At 33.9% G+C, this 18,286-nt stretch carries 15 protein-coding genes and 2 pseudogenes; 7 read left to right on the top strand and 10 right to left on the bottom strand.

Annotated features, from left to right (window positions below; translation table 11 throughout):
- Positions 1-4: 4 nt before the first annotated feature.
- Both DN394_RS09655 and DN394_RS09650 read right to left on the bottom strand, forming a co-directional pair.
- Positions 5-949 (bottom strand): glycerophosphodiester phosphodiesterase, encoded by a 945-nt coding sequence (locus DN394_RS09655; protein ID WP_098209308.1) that lies wholly within the window; start codon positions 947-949, stop codon positions 5-7.
- Between the two features lie 387 nt (positions 950-1,336).
- On the bottom strand, positions 1,337-2,971 hold the full coding sequence (locus tag DN394_RS09650; RefSeq protein WP_149293761.1) for an FAD-dependent oxidoreductase: 1,635 nt from the start codon (positions 2,969-2,971) through the stop codon (positions 1,337-1,339).
- Positions 2,972-3,533: 562 nt separating this feature from the next.
- On the opposite strand from DN394_RS09650, the pseudogene DN394_RS09640 reads away from it, so the two are divergent.
- The 5 genes and pseudogenes from DN394_RS09640 to DN394_RS09620 all read left to right on the top strand — a co-directional run.
- Positions 3,534-3,875, top strand: a pseudogene (locus DN394_RS09640) (ArsR/SmtB family transcription factor); the annotation flags it as partial.
- A gap of 173 nt (positions 3,876-4,048) precedes the next feature.
- Positions 4,049-5,047, top strand: coding sequence for an NADP-dependent oxidoreductase (locus DN394_RS09635; protein WP_149293758.1), 999 nt, complete (start codon positions 4,049-4,051; stop codon positions 5,045-5,047).
- Between the two features lie 162 nt (positions 5,048-5,209).
- Positions 5,210-6,676 carry a protein adenylyltransferase SelO gene (locus DN394_RS09630; RefSeq protein ID WP_098208996.1) on the top strand — a complete coding sequence of 489 codons (1,467 nt, stop codon included), beginning with the start codon at positions 5,210-5,212 and terminating at the stop codon, positions 6,674-6,676.
- Between the two features lie 224 nt (positions 6,677-6,900).
- On the top strand, positions 6,901-7,995 hold the full coding sequence (locus DN394_RS09625; protein ID WP_088081843.1) for a response regulator aspartate phosphatase: 1,095 nt from the start codon (positions 6,901-6,903) through the stop codon (positions 7,993-7,995).
- A complete protein-coding gene (locus DN394_RS09620) occupies positions 7,992-8,180 on the top strand; it encodes a Phr family secreted Rap phosphatase inhibitor (RefSeq protein WP_088081842.1) in 189 nt (62 codons plus the stop codon). Before DN394_RS09625 ends, DN394_RS09620 begins: the two co-directional genes overlap by 4 nt.
- Before the next feature lie 73 nt (positions 8,181-8,253).
- On the opposite strand, the gene DN394_RS09615 is transcribed toward DN394_RS09620, so the two are convergent.
- The 6 genes from DN394_RS09615 to DN394_RS09590 form a co-directional block, all read right to left on the bottom strand.
- The gene (locus DN394_RS09615) at positions 8,254-8,853 is read right to left on the bottom strand and encodes an FMN-binding negative transcriptional regulator (RefSeq protein ID WP_149293757.1); all 600 of its coding nucleotides are present in this window, start codon (positions 8,851-8,853) and stop codon (positions 8,254-8,256) included.
- Positions 8,854-8,995: 142 nt separating this feature from the next.
- Complete coding sequence (locus tag DN394_RS09610) at positions 8,996-9,523, bottom strand: GrpB family protein (RefSeq protein ID WP_149293756.1); 528 nt, start codon at positions 9,521-9,523, stop codon at positions 8,996-8,998.
- A 23-nt stretch (positions 9,524-9,546) separates the two neighbouring features.
- On the bottom strand, positions 9,547-9,894 hold the full coding sequence (locus tag DN394_RS09605; protein ID WP_149293755.1) for a DUF4260 domain-containing protein: 348 nt from the start codon (positions 9,892-9,894) through the stop codon (positions 9,547-9,549).
- 12 nt (positions 9,895-9,906) lie between these two features.
- Positions 9,907-10,875: a bile acid:sodium symporter family protein gene (locus DN394_RS09600; protein WP_149293754.1), complete on the bottom strand. Its 969-nt coding sequence runs from the start codon at positions 10,873-10,875 to the stop codon at positions 9,907-9,909.
- A 4-nt stretch (positions 10,876-10,879) separates the two neighbouring features.
- A complete protein-coding gene (locus DN394_RS09595; protein WP_098209001.1) occupies positions 10,880-12,271 on the bottom strand; it encodes an FAD-binding oxidoreductase in 1,392 nt (463 codons plus the stop codon).
- 322 nt (positions 12,272-12,593) lie between these two features.
- The gene (locus DN394_RS09590) at positions 12,594-12,992 is read right to left on the bottom strand and encodes a DUF2871 family protein (protein ID WP_098704912.1); all 399 of its coding nucleotides are present in this window, start codon (positions 12,990-12,992) and stop codon (positions 12,594-12,596) included.
- 407 nt (positions 12,993-13,399) lie between these two features.
- Between DN394_RS09590 and DN394_RS09585 the strand changes: the two genes are divergently transcribed.
- A complete protein-coding gene (locus DN394_RS09585) occupies positions 13,400-13,903 on the top strand; it encodes a GNAT family N-acetyltransferase (RefSeq protein ID WP_098704913.1) in 504 nt (167 codons plus the stop codon).
- 861 nt (positions 13,904-14,764) lie between these two features.
- Positions 14,765-16,243: pseudogene (locus tag DN394_RS09580) on the top strand (Lsa family ABC-F type ribosomal protection protein).
- Positions 16,244-16,528: 285 nt separating this feature from the next.
- Here DN394_RS09580 and DN394_RS09575 read toward each other — a convergent pair.
- Both DN394_RS09575 and DN394_RS09570 read right to left on the bottom strand, forming a co-directional pair.
- The gene (locus DN394_RS09575) at positions 16,529-16,822 is read right to left on the bottom strand and encodes an ArsR/SmtB family transcription factor (protein WP_017560598.1); all 294 of its coding nucleotides are present in this window, start codon (positions 16,820-16,822) and stop codon (positions 16,529-16,531) included.
- A 436-nt stretch (positions 16,823-17,258) separates the two neighbouring features.
- Complete coding sequence (locus DN394_RS09570) at positions 17,259-17,699, bottom strand: hypothetical protein (protein ID WP_098092252.1); 441 nt, start codon at positions 17,697-17,699, stop codon at positions 17,259-17,261.
- Positions 17,700-18,286: the final 587 nt, after the last annotated feature.

Here is an 18,286-nt window from a genome sequence, read left to right as displayed (position 1 = left end):
CTATTTATTTTTCTTTTAACACACTATGTAACCTATCCGGATAATTTGTAAACATTCCTGTAGCACCCCATTTAATTAACAACCTCATATCTGGTTTCTCATTAATTGTATAAGGATGAATTAGCAGTCCATTATTTCTAGCCATTTTCATATATGACTCATCAATAATTAGTTCTCCGTTATCATTACGTAAGTTTGGTCCAATACCGACTGCATACTTTTTAATTTCTTGAAAATCATCATTCGTTACACTTTTTGGCTCATGTGTAATGCCAGACCATTCAACAATCTCATTGTTTTCATTTGGATAATACCAAAGCAGTTGAACTAACGGAATATTTTTATTCATACTATGAATCTTTTTTAAACTGTCTTTACTAAATGATTGAATCATAACACGGCTAGAAGACATGTTTTGACCTACTAAATTATATTTATTTAACAACGCTAACAATTTCTCTTCCATTCCTGGATACACATCTGGTGATTTTGTTTCAATGTAATACTTCATGCTTCTTCCGTACTTTTGGAAGATTTCTTCAAGTGTCGGAACTTTTTGACCAATATACTCTTGCTTAGCCTTTTCTGGATAAGCTTTATTGAACCAAGATCCTGCATCCAAGCTTTTTATTTCATTTAATGTTTTATCTCGTACTTCACCTGTACCATTTGTAGTACGATCAACCGCTGTATCATGCATTGCAATTAATTGGCCGTCCTTAGTTAACTGAATATCTAACTCCAAATAATCCGCTTTCATTTTTTTCACAAGATCATAAGAAGCAAAAGTATGCTCAGGTGCATGTCCACTTGCTCCGCGATGTGCAATGTTTAAAAATTTATTCGTATTCCATTCATGCTTCCCTTCTGCTTTTGCATGAACAGCTCCCCCAGCAAAGATACTTCCCATCATAAAGAAAATAACTAACAAGCTAATAATTTTTCTCATCCTTCTAACCCTTCCTACGTTGCAAATTTCAACAAGTTAATGAGATTTACACGAAATAGAAGATATATTTTCATTATTTTTATAAGCTTATATTAAAATTTCAGTCTTACGAATATACTTTCCCTATGTTATTAATATAGAAAACTATTTATTTTCTATATCCCTCCTTTCCACATGTAACTTCCCTATTGTGTACGGCTCATCCAATAAAAAAAGCCATAAATTATTTAGAGGACACTTCTGTATCCCTAAATAAATTTATGGCTTATCTCAAATATCTCCGGCCTCGATTAACTTGTCGAAATTAATCATACCAAACCTATTAAAATTTGTGAATATTATTTTTTCAGTAAAGTGAGACATTTAAGAAAGTATTTCCGTAGTTACTTAAAAATCACATAATAAATTTCTCATTACCTCTTCCAGCACGAAATATGGATTTACTACCGCTTTTTCCGAACGCCATCCTATAAAACCATCTGGTCTAATTAATACAGCTCCTCCATTCTCTATTCCATATAATTTGCTAAAAATATCTTCTTGAGCAATAAAGTCTCCACTTAAACCAACGCGATACACTTTTATATTTACTCCTAATTTAGCTGAAACAGTATGTGCTGATTCAGCCCAAGAACCATTTTCTGCTCCAGTAAATAAAACAAAATCGTTACCTAATAAATCAAGTACAGAGACTTCTTTCCCCTCATACATTCCAACAAAATGTGGTGCCCGCGTACCAGGTCTTCCGTTCAACTGTACAATATCCATTCTATGTGGGGTAACTAAGTCATCTATAATCGCCTCTGAACTATACTGATACCCAGCAGTTACAGCTAAACCATCCATATTATTCAAACTGCCTTCCTCTCTATTCGCCGCACGAAACAGTAAACTACTCGCATAATCTGTCGTTAATTTTGCAACAGGGTATCTCTCTTCATAATATGTTTCTAACAATTTTGGTTTTGCCTTCCCTTTTAAAACAGCCGCTAATTTCCAAGCTAGATTGTGCGCATCTTGTATTCCTGTATTTGAACCAAACCCTCCAGTTGGCGGCATAATATGTGCAGAATCGCCAACTAAAAAAATACGATTATCTTGAAATTTTGTAGCAGTACTTTCAGTCGCCTCCCACGGTAAAACACTTAAGATTTCTGATTCAACATTTGTGCTTCCAATTGCAGTTTGAATAATTTGTTTACAGCGTTCTATAGTGAAATCCTCTGGCCCCTCTCCTTTTAATGGATCGTAGGATACATGGTAAATCCATCTTCTTGCGTTATCAACTGGAATAAGCGCACCAAGAACTTCCGGATGAAGTATCATAGAAAATCCGAATGCGTCTCCTTGTATAAATTCACTTAAATCAGCTTCAAAATAAATATTCATATAATAGCCACCAATGGTTCCACGACCCTCAGTTGTAATCCCTAACTGCTCACGTATTTTACTTTTTGCCCCATCTGCTGCAATGACATAGTCACAATGAATAATACTTTCTTCTTCCGTTTCACGATTCCGAATCGTTGCTATTACTCCGTTCTCATTTTGTTCATAAGAAACTAATTCATGATAAAAAGATAGTTGCCCGCCTAATGTTTTCGCTTCTAGTAACATCATCTCTTCTAAAGTAATTTGATAACAAGCCGTTTGTTTTGATGGACTAATCTCTTTTACTTTTCGAAGTAATTTTTCATCGTTTTCATACTGAGTTGCCCTCATTTGTGCCAACTCTTCATTATTCACCTCTGCTATTGTATGAACTGCTATTCTTCCTCGGCAATTCTCTAATGCTTTACCTGCCAATTTAATTCTATTTTCTAAACCTAACTCTCGAAATAACTCCATTGTACGTAAAGTAAGCCCACCTGCTTTTGGATGAATTGCAGTAGACGGATGCCTTTCAATCAATAAATAATCAATATTATGTTTTGCAAGAAATAACGCAGATGCTAACCCTGATAATCCCCCTCCAACAATTAAAACTGGTACATCATTCGATTTCATATATTTACCCTCCACATCATTGTTCTGAGCTCAGTGATATAAATATAATCAAAAAAACAACAAAGATATAGACTTATATTTCATTTTAAATTATCATATAGATAGATTACGCCCCAAATTCGTTTTACTTTTTCATACATCTATAATCTGTTTGAATTATGCGCGAATGAAAGAGTAAAACGAAACAACTGACTTTATTAGACACCCAAATAATAAAAACATGCTAAGCGGTCGTAACCCTATAATTTATAGGGTTACGACCGCTTAATTTTTTGTTCAATGACTTAACCTTTCTCGCCTGTAAACCCTATAGGGTTACGACCGCTTAATTTTTTGTTCAATGACTTAACCTTTCTCGCCTGTAAACAACGGATTATTAATTCATTTTCTATTTTTAAAACTTCATCCATTCTGGTATGTAATCCTTTTCTATCCCCTATAAGTTTCAACACTTGAAAATTCATTCGTCTCGATTTTCTTTCCCAATATTGCAGTTCATACAACAATCATGTAGCATTACCGTATCGAAGTAATGGTCCATCATCTTAAACCTTTCGACTAATTAGCAGGAGGTAAAGTGATTAAAATGAATAAACAAGAACAATTAAATATTATAAAAAGAGATTTTATTGATTCACAAAAAGTGTTATTGGCAATTGGCGATGAAACACGTCAAGCTATTTTGTTAGTTCTCATGGAAACGGAATGTCAAACCGGATTACGTGTAGGAGAAATTACGAAGCAAACACACCTTTCTCGACCAGCGGTATCACATCACCTTAGGATTTTACGAGAAGCCGGTATTATTTTAATGCGAAAAGAAGGTACAAAAAACTTTTATTATATTGATATACGTACAAAATTAAGTTTATTAAAAAATCTTGTATTAAATATTGAAAAGCTATTGCACAACTTTTATCCCGCTTTAATGGGCAGTAAGACCCCCACCTCAAAATTCAGTGAAAGCAAAGAAGTTAGGTGGGGGATCAACTGCCCATAAAAGTCCGATTGGTTCAACTAATAATCAGTGGGGGATGAAGAAAACCCCCACTGATTAAAGTTTCACTTTATTGAAATGTGGAGGTATAAGAAATGAAAGCGATGATAATTGATAAGTACGGGAAAGTTCCAATGCGTATGGCAGAGGTACCTACTCCTGAAATAAATGAGTATGAAGTGCTCGCAGAAATTCATGCAGCTAGTATTAACCCAATTGACTTTAAAATACGCGATGGAAAAGTAAAAATGTTACTTAAATATGAAATGCCCCTAATCCTTGGTAATGATTTTTCCGGTGTCATCGTAAAGGTTGGATCAAAAGTGACTCGTTTTAAAGTTGGTGATGAAATATATGCACGTCCAAGAAAAAATAAAATCGGTACTTTCGCGGAATATATAGCCATTCATGAAGATGATATAGCTTTAAAACCAGAGAATTTAAGTTTTGAGGAAGCGGCGTCGATTCCACTCGTTGGCTTAACGTCATATCAAGCATTACATGACATTATGCAACTAGAAAAAGGACAAAAGATTTTAATTCACGCTGGATCTGGCGGTGTTGGTACTTTCGCCATTCAGTTAGCAAAAATAATGGGCGCTACCGTTACAACGACTGCTAGTGAAGCTGGTGCGAATTTAGTAAAGTCTCTTGGCGCAGATGAAATTATTAATTACAAAACAGAAAAATTTGAAGAAATACTAAAAGATTATGATGCAGTATTTGATACAATCGGCGGGACAACACTTGAAAAATCATTCAATATTATAAAAAGCGGCGGCAACATTGTTTCCGTTTCAGGAATGCCAAATGCTCGTTTCGGTAAAGAATTTGGTTCCGGATTTTTTAAAACACTCTTATTTTCATTAGCAAGCAAAAAAATTACTGCTCTTGAAAAAAAGCATAATGCACAATATTCATTTTTATTTATGAAGCCAAGTGGGGATCAACTACGCATCATTGCAAACTATATTGAAGTTGGAAAAATCAAACCGGTAATCGATCGAGTTTTCCCTTTTGAAGATGCTCAAAAAGCAATGGAATATTCAGAGGCTGGAAGAGCAAAAGGAAAAATAATCGTAAAAATTAAGTAATAATAAAAACTCCATTTTTTTAAAATGGAGTTTTGTATTTGCTGTTAAATAGACATAGTACACTGAAGTCCTTACAATAGATTGCAAGGGGAAATATCATATTATACTTTTAGCTAATTTTACAAAGAATACATAATAAAAAATAAACAAGGAGGAGATACAATGACTAAAAATAATGAAGCTGGTTGGAATTTAGATAATAGTTATACGACTTTACCACAATCATTTTATACAGAAATCCCCCCTACTCCAGTAAATTCACCGGAGCTAGTTAAACTAAATCATTCGCTAGCAATATCTCTTGGCTTTAATCCTGAAGAACTAAAGAAAGAAGCCGAAATTGCTATTTTTGCTGGTAATGCTCTCCCAGAAGGAGCTCATCCATTAGCACAAGCGTATGCAGGTCATCAATTCGGACATTTTAATATGTTAGGCGACGGTCGTGCTCTTTTAATTGGCGAACAAATTACTCCCTCAGGTAAACGTTTTGACATTCAACTGAAAGGTTCTGGACCTACTCCGTATTCACGCCGCGGTGATGGTCGTGCTGCACTCGGTCCGATGCTACGTGAGTATATTATTAGTGAAGCAATGTATGCACTCGATATTCCAACTACCCGCAGTTTAGCAGTTGTCACAACTGGTGAACCAACATATCGTGAAACAAAATTACCTGGAGCCATTTTAACTAGAGTCGCTAGCAGTCATATACGTGTCGGCACATTTCAATATGCTGCAGCTCGTGGTTCTATCGAGGATCTTCAATCACTAGCTGACTATACGATAAAAAGGCATTATCCAGAAATTGAAGCTCATGAAAACCGATATACTGCATTACTACAAGAAGTTATAAAAAAACAAGCAAATCTCATCGCTAAATGGCAACTTGTTGGATTTATCCATGGTGTAATGAATACTGACAATATAACGATTAGTGGAGAAACGATTGATTACGGCCCTTGTGCATTTATGGACAATTACGACCAAGGAACCGTATTTAGCTCTATTGATACACAAGGTCGCTACGCATATGGAAATCAACCATATATGGCCGCATGGGACCTCGCGCGACTAGCTGAATCTTTAATACCGATCCTACATGAAGATGAAGAAGAAGCACTTAAGATTGCTCAAGACGAAATTTCAAAATTTAGCGTACAGTATGAAAACCAGTGGTTCCTTGGAATGAAAAAGAAATTAGGACTATTTAGCAACGAGGAACAAGATCAATCACTTATTGAGCAACTTTTAAAAATGATGGAGAAACATAAAGCGGATTACACAAATACATTCCGTTCATTAACTCTTGATACGATCGAAAATACAGCTCTATTTGAAAGTCCAGAATTTAAAGAATGGTACAAACTATGGCAATCTCGATTAGAAAGACAAGAAGAATCGAAAGAAAACGCCTACAAGATGATGAAAAACAATAACCCATCAATCATCCCTAGAAATCACCGTGTAGAAGAAGCACTAGAAGCAGCTGTCACCAATGGCAATTATAGCGTAATGGAAAAACTCCTTGAAGCTCTATCAAATCCTTATGCGTACTCTACAGAGCAAGAAGAATACTGCGTTCCACCTGTACCGACGAATCGTCCTTATCGTACTTTTTGTGGGACTTGATTGTTTAATATGTAAAAAGGTGTGTTCATACAAATTGTGTGAACACACCTTTTTTATACTCTCTCCTCCGCTCTTTCTTTAGCCCAAAATAAAATCCACTCTATTCCAATGAGCTTAATAATAACTCTACTATACAAATGTTGAGAAATATAAAACATCATTTCTAAATATTGTTATTTTTGATACTATATTTTATAAGAATATTCAAAAAGCGAGGGGATTTCATGAACGTTCAACTACAAGGTAATGAACAAGTTACGAAATTATTTAATGACTGGTATTTAGCTATGCTTAAACAAGATGTGTCTCAGGCGACAAACTTAAAGCATGAAATTGAGGAAAAGGAACTAAACTTTGAGGAAGATGAAAACTTAGCATTATACTATTCTCTATTAAATTTTCGTTTCAAAGTTTTAACTGATGGTTTAAGTATTACAAAAGACAGTTTCAATAAGATAGATTCTTACGCGATTTCACCTAATCACCAACTTTCTTACTACTACCATTTATTTAAAGCGATTCATGCTACTTTAACAACAAATTATAATTTAGCAAGTGAACATTATGAAAATGCTGAAAAGCTATTAGTTAATGTTTCAGATAAACTAGAGGAAGCAGAATATAATTACCGATTCGCTATCTTTAATCAACATTTTTATAAACCTATTGAAGCAATTCAATATGCTAATAAAGCTCGAGAAATATTTTTCATGTATAGAGATTATGAAAAAAATGTCGCTTCATGTGAAAGCGTTATAGGTGCATCATGTGTACAATTAAGACAATACGAGCAAGCTGAAGAACACTACAACTCCGCAATCAATATTTTACAAAAACAAAATGAAGAATCTTTACTTTTAAGAGTTCGTAATAATTTAGGCTGGCTATATGCCAATCAAAACCTATCAACACTGGCTATTCGCCATCTATCTGAAGTAACGACAAAAATGCCTACGCATTTTAAAGCGATTTTCTTACAGGCAAGGGAACATTCTAAACTTGGTGAAATAAATATCGCTTCAGAACTTATAAAAAAAGGATTAAAAATTTGTACAGAACTTAACAATGAAGAATATATGCTTCACTTTAAAATTTTAGAGTCCCTTAACAATAACGAGTCAACTGAAGACTTAGAAAAAATTATTCTTGAAGGAATTGCGTATTTCGACAAAGAATCTTTATATAACTACACTCAGGAATATTCAGAAAAGTTAGCCATTAAACTTTACGATGAAAATAATCATATAAAAGCAAGTGAGTATTTTCATAAAGCGTTACAAGCAAAAGAAAAAACGTTTGAGAAAGGGGCATTAAAATGATAAGAAAAATTGGTTCCATCTTATTAGGATTATCTGTTATCGGAATTGTGTCTATTGGGGTAAATAGTTCGTTTACATATCAAGCAAGTCATGCAGATTTCCCTGCACCACAAAGGCCTGACCTTGTTCAATCCGTTGACGTAGGTAAAGACTATAACTCAACAACAACTGAAAAAACACTTTAAAAAACGAAAGACCTTCAATTCAGAAGGTCTTTTTTAATACGTTTATTTAGAATGTTTCCCTTTCAAGTAAACTCTATTTTCTCATCAACTCCGCAACCCCTCTACTCCCCTCACTTCCAACTTTCTCAAGTTCCTCCACAACTAAATTCCGTCTCTCTACAGAATGATTTTGACTTAACTTCGCTTTTCCTTCTATTTTACTAATCTTAATTTTAAAACCAACTATCCCTTTACTTAATCCTGCCATATAATTCGGGTCTACATCATTAAGTGAGTACGTACTCTGTGGCTCTTCATATTTATGTACTAAATCTTGAAGAGAACCTATTAATTCCTGTTCATCCTCAACAATTTCCAATTCTCCATATACATGCACTGCAACGTAATTCCATGTTGGCACTGCATTGTTTGTTTCATACCACGACGGTGATATGTAACTGTGTGGCCCTTGGAATATAGCTAATACTTCTTGATTCCCACTATCTTTCCACTGTTCATTCGGACGTGCGAAATGTCCATGTAAAATTAAAGTCTCCCTATTTAATAACAACGACAAATGCGTTGCATATGGTTTCCCATTATGTTGAGAAAATAATGTCGCAAAGCTATTTTGTTCAATTATTTCGTACTTCATCTCTTCATCTTGTATTACAAAATATTTTGGTACGTACATAAGCTCCCTCTTTTCCGCTCTTTTCTTTTCTATTTTATTTCCTATTATATTTAGTAATTGCATCAATCAACAGGGCCAGTTTGTTTTTGTTTTACAATGGCAGCTTTCTAAAAAGAATAGGCAGCATGTATTCCATGCCGCCTTAGTTTATTCCCTCCAATATACTTGTAATAAATGCCGTCTTACCTTCACTATAGCTCGCTCTATTTTTCGACTCTCTTGCTAACACTTTCTTTAAACTTCCATATTCAATAGCTACATCTTCATGTTCACGAAGGTAATCTCGAAACGCTATATGTCTTCTTAGCTCTTCACTATTCTTATCACACACATATAAATGATGTTCCATCCAAACTGTCCTTTCCCCGTCCCACGGAACAAAAGCGTCCTTTCTGCCAAACGCCTCTCTTCCTTTGAAGCTCCAGTCTGCTTGATGATAGTACCCTATCGTTTCAAGTATTTTTACTACTTCTGGAAAAATCCCATACTCTTCTATTACTATATCAACATCTAATATCGGCTTCGATGCAAGTCCTTTAACAGATGTACTCCCAACATGCTCAATGGACAAAGCGAGTTCTTTTATTACATTGTTAACGAGCGATTGTAGCTTATTAAATTCACTTTCCCATTTGATGTTATATTCTTCGATAGTAATTCTCTGTTTCAATGTATCCCTCTTTTCAAAACAATTTATAACCTTTGAATATGAGTATCTTTAAAATCCGCCTCATATTTCAATCCATATCCAAACATTCGATCCATCCCAATATGTGCTGTCCATATTAACCCAATCATTATAACGGTATCTATCTTAAAATAGACACCTATGATAGCTATTAATATAGATATAATATATGTGTGACATATATTATAAATTTTAGCACCAACACGATTATTTATACCGTACGCTAACATTGATAAATCCGGTGCTAAAAGGAATATCCAAAATATAATCCAACTAAATCCATATATCGAATACGTATAAATCGTAGCTAACAAAACAACAAGTCCTTCAAAATGTACAATGCGTTTTTGCATTCTTTATCATTCCTATTTTTCTATATTTACCGATACATTTTCATCACTGAAAGTATTCTTTGCATTTTTTGACCAGATGGTTGCTAAAATTGGTCCCGCAATATTATGCCATACTGCCGCTAATACACTGGGGAGTGCAGCTGCTGGTCCAAAATGCGCTGTTGCCAGCGCAACACCTAAGCCTGAATTTTGCATTCCTACTTCTATTGAAATAGCTCTTCTTGTCCCTTCGTCTAGTCTAAGTATGAATGCTGTTATATATCCGAGTAAAAAACCAAATGCATTATGGAGCATAACTGCAATAAAGATAAGAAGACCTGAAGAAGTAATACTACTTACATTGGCTGAAACAACTGCAGAAACAATAATAATAATTGCTACAACTGATATTAAAGGAATAACAGTCATTCCTTTCGTAACAGTTTTAGGGAAAAACTTCTTCACTACTAATCCTAAAATAATAGGTAGGATAATGACTTGTACGATAGAAAGAAACATAGACATAGCATTTACTGGCATCCATTGTCCCGCAAGTAACAATAAAATAAGAGGTGTAGCAATTGGTGCTAGTAACGTTGATAATGACGTCATTGCAATAGACAACGCTAAGTTCCCTTTGGCTAAATAAACCATAACATTTGATGCAGTGCCACCCGGTACTGAACCGAGCAACACTAATCCAGCTGCTAATTCGGCTGGTAACTTCATAACGTAGGCTAGTACGTATGCGACAAGTGGCATAATGATAAACTGAGCACATACACCGATAATAACTGGCAATGGTTTTGTAGCAATGATTTTAAAATCAACAGCCTTTAATGTTAATCCCATCCCAAACATTACAACCCCGAGTAAAATTGTTATGTAACTAGTTAACCCGAGAAATGGTCCAGGAATGAAATATGCAATAGCTGCCATACAAATAACCCAAAATGCAAAATACTTTCCAGCTATATTACTTATCGCTTCTAGTACTTTCACCCAATCATCCCCTATCCTTCAACTGAAAAACTTTATTCGGATTCAAAATGTTTTGTGGGTCAAGAGCTTTCTTTATTTTTTCCATTACGAGTAATGCCGCCCCATGTTCTTCTTCTTGATACTTTCGTTTTCCGATTCCAACGCCATGTTCTCCCGTACACGTTCCACCTCGTTTAAGAGCATATAAAACGATACTTTCATTTATTTCGTCCGCCTTTTCTACTTCTTCTTTATCGTTTGGATCAACCATTAAGAGCACGTGGAAATTTCCGTCTCCTACATGACCAAGAATACCACCGACAAGACCTACTTTATCTAACGTCTCTTTCGCATGTTGGATTGCACCAGCTAATTCTGAAATGGGTACACATACGTCTGTACTCATAAGCTTTTTGCCAGGATAGCTATGAACGTAAGAGTATGCTAGATTATGCCGTGCATCCCATAATTTATTTCTCGCCGCAGTTTCCGTTTCAAAAGCAACTTCTTTACATGTATGATCAAAAACAATTTCCTTCGTAAATTCTATATCTTGCTTTAGTCCAGCTTCATTACCGTGAAACTCTAAAAACAGTGTAGGCTCTTCTCTGTAACTTGTTTCATTATAATGATTTACTTGTTTCATAGATAATTCATCTACAAGTTCAATTCTTGCAATTGGAATACCCGCTTGTAGTATATTAATAACAGCTTCTACTGCATTATTTATAGTTGGAAACGATGCTCTCGCAGCCATAACATGTTCTGGTATGCCGTATACTTTTAATGTTAACTCTGTAAAGCATCCAAGCGTACCTTCTGATCCTACGAAAACACCATTTAAATGGTAACCTGATGACGACTTCGCTGCTAAATTTCCAGTATGTATTACTCCCCCATCAGCAAGAACGACTTCTAAATCACGAACTTGATCACGCATTACCCCATACTTAACTGCTGTCGTTCCGCTCGCATTTGTGGCAGCCATTCCACCTAACGTTGCATCTGCACCTGGGTCTACACTAAAAAACAATCCATACTTTTTCAATTCTTTATTCAGCTGAGAGCGAGTCACTCCTGGCTGTACTCTTACAAGGAAATCTTTCTCTCTTATTTCGAGTATTTTATTCATAAGCGAAAAGTCCATTGTAATTCCTTTTTCATATGGAATAACATGTCCCTCTAAACTAGAACCTACCCCAAAAGGAACGACAGGTTTTCCATGCTCACTCGCTACTTTCATTATCCTACTAACCTCTTCAGTCGTTTTCGGAAAAACAACTACATCAGGTAAACTACTAGTATGATAAGATTCATCTTTACTATGTAACTCTCTTACTGTCGTATTTACAACTACTCGATCTTCGGGAAGTACAGCCTTTAATTCATTTACTAAACGCTCTACCGTTATTTCCATCGTATACTCGCCTACTTCCTATAAATTTGAATTACAAAATATGTTAACTTTCATACATAATAATCCGAAAAATTAAATAATTCAAGTTTTATACATATGAAATTCGTTTCATACTGTCGAATAAACAAAAAGAACTTGCAACAATTGCTGCAAGTTCTTTTCTATAAAGTGAAACTTTAATCAGTAGGGGGTATTCATCCACCACTGATTATCAGCCCTCACCAATCGGGCTTTTACGGGCAGTTGATCCCCTACCTAACTTCTTTGCTTTCGTTGAATTTTGAGTTGGGGGTCTTACTGCCCGGCGAATAGCTGGATAAAACTATATTTTAAATGACTTCTTTATTAACAACATAAACCAAACTAAAGTAACTGCCATTAACGAATGGGAAAACCCTACAATATACGTTAACCCTTTAAAGTCTGCTCCATTTAACTGAAGAAGTCCTCTCGCTGCTAGCGAACCTAACATTAAAGTTAGTGCGATATTATGTACAACAAACCACATATTAAAACTTTTCGCTTCATGAAACGCGAATACTTTTGCTAATCCTAAAGCAATTAAAAAGAAGAAAAAGCCGAGTACAAGTGTATGTGTATGCAAAAGATTTAACAAAGTAGATCCTACAATCCCCTTATACTTTCCATACTCCCTAGCGAAAATTCCTGATAATAAACCGATAATCAAATACGTAAACGATGCATTATATAATTTTTTCATTATGTACCTCCTTGAGTAGAATGTGTAGTGTGTCATATTTAGTAATAATGATAGTTATATAGTAAAAACTCCTAGTTACCTAGGAGTCATTGTATAAGCATCTCACTCTTTACAATCAATTCTAATTATAAAATATCCCTTTATGCAAAACAAACGAACTTTATGTGAACAAGCAAGATTCTTTTAAAATATGTTGCGATTTCGTATTACGCAATCCATACTAATTATTATAAAGTGAAACTTTAATCAGTGGGGGTTTTGTTCATCCCCCACTGATTATTAGTTGAACCAATCGGACGTTTACGGACAGTTGATCTCCCACCTAACTTCTTTGCTCCAACTAAATTTTGAGGTGGGAGTTTTACTGTCCGTTAACGCGGGATAAATGTTAAAGGTGGTGCATTGGATTGATAATTCTTGAAACTGAACGAATCGTTCTTCGCTGGTTTCATATAAAAGACGCTCCATTTATTCTTGAATTAGTAAACGATCCTGCATGGATTCAATTTATTGGTGATAAAAGGATTAAAAACTTAGAAGATGCAAAAAAATACATCTTAAACGGACCCGTTGATATGTATAATAAAATGGGATTTGGTCTTTACTTAGTTGAACGAAAAGAAGATCTTACTCCACTTGGTATGTGCGGACTTATTAAAAGAGATTCATTAGAAGATGTCGATATCGGCTTTGCCTTTTTAGAGAAATTCCGTTCAAATGGGTATGGCTTTGAATCAGCTTCTGCTGTAATCCAATACGGAGTACAAAAACTAGGACTAAAACGAATTGTAGCAATTACTACTATTGATAACACCAATTCAGGAAAGCTTTTAGAAAAAATAGGATTTCAGTTCGAAAAGATAATTTCAGACTCTGGAGAAAATTTAAAGTTATTTGGATATAACATATAATGAATTGTCAGGGTTCTCTTTTAATCTAATCAAAAAATATTTCTTACATATACATTCCTAAAAGTTATTATAATTAAAATACTCATCTGTTTTTTAACATTATAACCACACTAATTTAAATTAAAATTCTGATTTTCGGTACTGTATTTATTCTTAAAAACACCCTATTTTGTTCTTAAAGTTGTCAAAACTCTTATGTAGCTACATGAAAAGTTTATGCTAATATATTAATAAGAAACTATGCGTTCCCTTAACCCTGTATCCGGCCCTGTATTTTTTATAGGGCCTTTGTTTATTTAATTTACTTATCACTTGCTTATACATATTAAAATTCATTTCAGCTTTATTTCCTTACTCAAAAAATTATAAATGATCTAGGAATAAGTAGAGGAGATTCTGATATTGCATCTCCAAAAAAAGAATGTTACTCTAAAAATAGAATAATGAAAGGAATGATGGATGAATAATGATTAACTAATTTATATTTTAAGTTGAATTTTATAACTTCAAACTACAAAATATAGGGTTAGTCTATCCATTTTTATAATTCATTTCATACTTTATTTGTCATGATTCAAATGATTAATAAGTACTTACTTAAGCATAAGCGACAGACTAATCCTTCCGATTAAAAATTGGGGGATTTTTTTATTCCCTTTTATGTAAGTTAAAATTTATTAATCGCTAAATTTACCTAACAAATAAAGGAGCGAAAAAAATGGCTAATTCAGATACTATTATTACACATGTAATGCTCTATATAAGTCGTTAATATCCATCAAACTTATATAGAGGAATTAAAAAATGGATGGATGTTCCGACTTTATATGAAACGTTTCGATATATAAAGGAGGAATTATTATGTCAATGATAAAAGTTCAAGACTTAACTTTTTCATACCCAGGTAGCTTTGATAATATTTTTGAAGGTGTAAACTTTCAAATAGATACGGATTGGAAACTAGGATTTATCGGTAGAAACGGACGAGGTAAAACGACATTCTTTAATTTATTATTAGGAAATTACGAGTATAGTGGAAAAATCCTTGCTTCTGTTGAATTCAATTACTTCCCCTACCCTGTTGCAGATAAGAACAAATTTACTCATGAAATCCTTGAGGAAATTTGTCCCCAAGCAGAAGATTGGGAATTTCTACGTGAAATATCCTATTTAAATGTTGATGCCGAGGTCATGTACAGACCGTTTAAAACTTTATCAAATGGATAACAAACAAAGGTGTTGCTTGCTGCACTGTTTTTAAATGAGGGCCAATTCCTACTAATTGATGAACCAACAAACCACCTAGACACGGATGCACGAAAAATAGTCTCTGATTATCTAAGGAAGAAAAAAGGGTTTATTTTAATTTCACATGACAGAATCTTTTTGGATGGATGCGTTGACCATATCTTATCTATAAATAGAGCAAATATTGAAGTTCAAAGCGGGAACTATTCTTCTTGGAAATTAAATTTCGATAGACAGCAAGAGCACGAAGAGGCTACAAATGATCGTCTACAAAAAGACATTGGAAGATTAAAACAGTCTTCCAAGCGTTCAGCAAGTTGGTCTCATGATGTAGAAGCTTCAAAAAATGGAACAAGGAATTCAGGTTCTAAATTGGATAAGGGATTTGTAGGACATAAAGCAGCCAAGATGATGAAAAGAGCAAAAAACCTAGAATCAAGGCAACAAAAAGCTATTGAAGAAAAGTCAAAATTACTAAAAAATGTGGAGAAAACTGAGTCATTAAAATTAGAAGCATTGAAGTTCAAGTCAAATGAATTCGTTACTTTGGCTGACGTGTCTGTTACGTACGATGACCAAGTCGTGAATGAGCCAATTAACTTCGTAGTTGAACAAGGTGACCGAATTGTGCTTGATGGCAAGAATGGGAGCGGGAAAAGCAGTATCCTAAAACTAATTCTAGGGTATCCGATACAGCATACAGGTTTAGTTGCATTAGGTACAGGACTCACCATTTCCTATGTTCAACAAGATACTTCTCATTTGAAAGGATCGCTATCAAATTTTATTGAAGAGCACAAGATTGATGAGACATTATTTAAATCCATCCTACGAAAGATGGATTTTGACCGAATTCAATTTGAAAAAGATATATTTCATTATTCTGGTGGACAAAAGAAAAAACTGCTTATCGCTAAAAGTTTATGTAAAAAAGCCCATATGTATATATGGGATGAACCATTAAACTTTATAGATATTTATTCACGCATGCAAATTGAAGAGCTAATTCAAAAATTTAATCCCACAATGATTATTGTTGAGCATGATAAGGCATTTCAACAAACCATTGCAACGAAAACTATATCTATGTAACTCCACTCGAATCATTAATAAAGTGAAACTTTAATCAGTGGGGGTTTTCTTCATCCCCCACTGATTATTAGTTGAACTAATCGGACTTTAGTGGGATAAATCCCCACTAGTTGAACCAATCGGACTTTAGTGGGATAAATCAAGCCATTAGTCTATACAGTATTTGAATGAAGTGTCCAAAAAAGCCTAATTTCTCTACAATCCATTGAGAAATTAGCATTGGTGCCTCCTTCAAGTCCTAATGCACATCTTAAAAAGAGCACTTTTGAAAAGTACTCTTTTTAGCTACAAACCTAGAATTCCTACAATCTGGCGAGCCTTAACATTATCGATATAATAATGCATCTCTAACCCTCGTCTTTCTGCACGGAGCACGGTTCCCCTCAATTTTGATAGATGCTGTGAAACAGTAGATTGCGGAAGTCCTAATATTTCTGTCAACTGTGTAACATTACACAATTTATGGTGCATTAATTCATTTACAATCTTCAATCGAACGGGATGTGCCATTACTTTTAATACATCTACATCTTCCTCTCGGATGTTAGCTAGATCTCTATTAGATATTAATATTGTCATTTCGCATTCCCCTTTATTATTAATTTCTATTTTCCAATTATCCTTATAAGTAGTACTTATATATATTTACCATTTATCCTGTTGAGAAAATGTATTCTCGTTCTTAATCAAAAAAGACACCAATCCTATGAACAGTTTTTACTGTTCCAATGAATTGATGTCCTCTAATTTTTAGCCAAACTATATTTTGTTTTAAAAAAGTTATTTTATAGTAGACATTCTCTCGTTGACACAAACTAGTAGATTAGCGATGGGAATATCAAGATGTATTGATAAGCGGTTGGAAGTAATTGTTTTTTTGTTTAATAGCAAAAAACGAGCCTCCCCTCAAATTAGATAAGGTGCTCGTTTTCATTTTGATTGGTAATTCTTAATTCAATTTAGTTTTTTTCCAATAAGGAAAGATTAAATCACCTTAAAACAAAGCGATTTAAATTTAATTCATAGACCTTACTGAAACTTGGAATTGCCCCTTAGAATCATCATCATTTGAAACGTAAATTTTATATGTTCCGCTCGGTAATGGAGATAAAGCATTCTGTACATTTGTAACATTAATTTGTTGTTCTCCAGGTTTTATATAACCACCAACAATTAGCTCCATATTTGGACCTTTCACACTATATCCCATTGTATTTTGACCATTATTTTTCATAAAGAAGCTTAAATTTTCACTCCCATTATATACAAAAGAAGTTACAGCCTCTCCACTATAATCCATTGTTTGAGTTAATAATAAGTCTACAGGAACATGTTCAACTATATGAATGGTATCATTCGTTTTGTGTATTTCTTCAGCATAAGTATTATTTCCTAACACACCAAGTGTTAATGCTGAAATCACTCCACAACTAAGCACTAGTTTATTTAACTTCATTTTAAGCTCCCCCTTGATGTTTGTAATCTATTACCATCATACATTCTTTTTCAAGTACGTTTTTATGTAATAATTCATATCTTTAAACCTATATATTTTAACTTTATACCTTAATAGTTACTGAAACACTCACATTGATAAAGCTACAGTATTATGATTCATAAAAAACATGTAAATTTCAAAATTTGTTTAACGAGAATTCATACAATTAAGTACCAACACACTCAATTAAATAGCGTTTCCATTTTAAATAAAATATACTAATGAAAAATTTTGAAATTTCCACTTTATAATTTGGTATATTCCATGTTAATATAACGAAGGCTACAAATAGAATCCACAAAATATCTTTTTTCACAGATTATTCATACTTAAAACCCTATTATTTTATTAGTAACTCAATCCCAATTTTACTTATACAAAATTCAATTTCTAGTTTCATATGTATAAATATCAAAGTAGATTTTTTTATCTATTATTTTTCCTAACTTCCTTATCAATTCTAATAAAGTGAAATTTTAATCAGTGGGGTTTTGTTCATCCCCCACCTAACTTCTTTGCTTCCAATGAATTTTGAGGTGGGGGTC

Origin of the sequence: Bacillus sp. BB081 (assembly GCF_008368895.1) — a bacterium.
Classification (GTDB): Bacteria; Bacillota; Bacilli; order Bacillales; family Bacillaceae_G; genus Bacillus_A; species Bacillus_A wiedmannii.
Note: the sequence above shows the minus strand (reverse complement) of the source record. Positions and strands in the feature narration are given on the sequence as shown.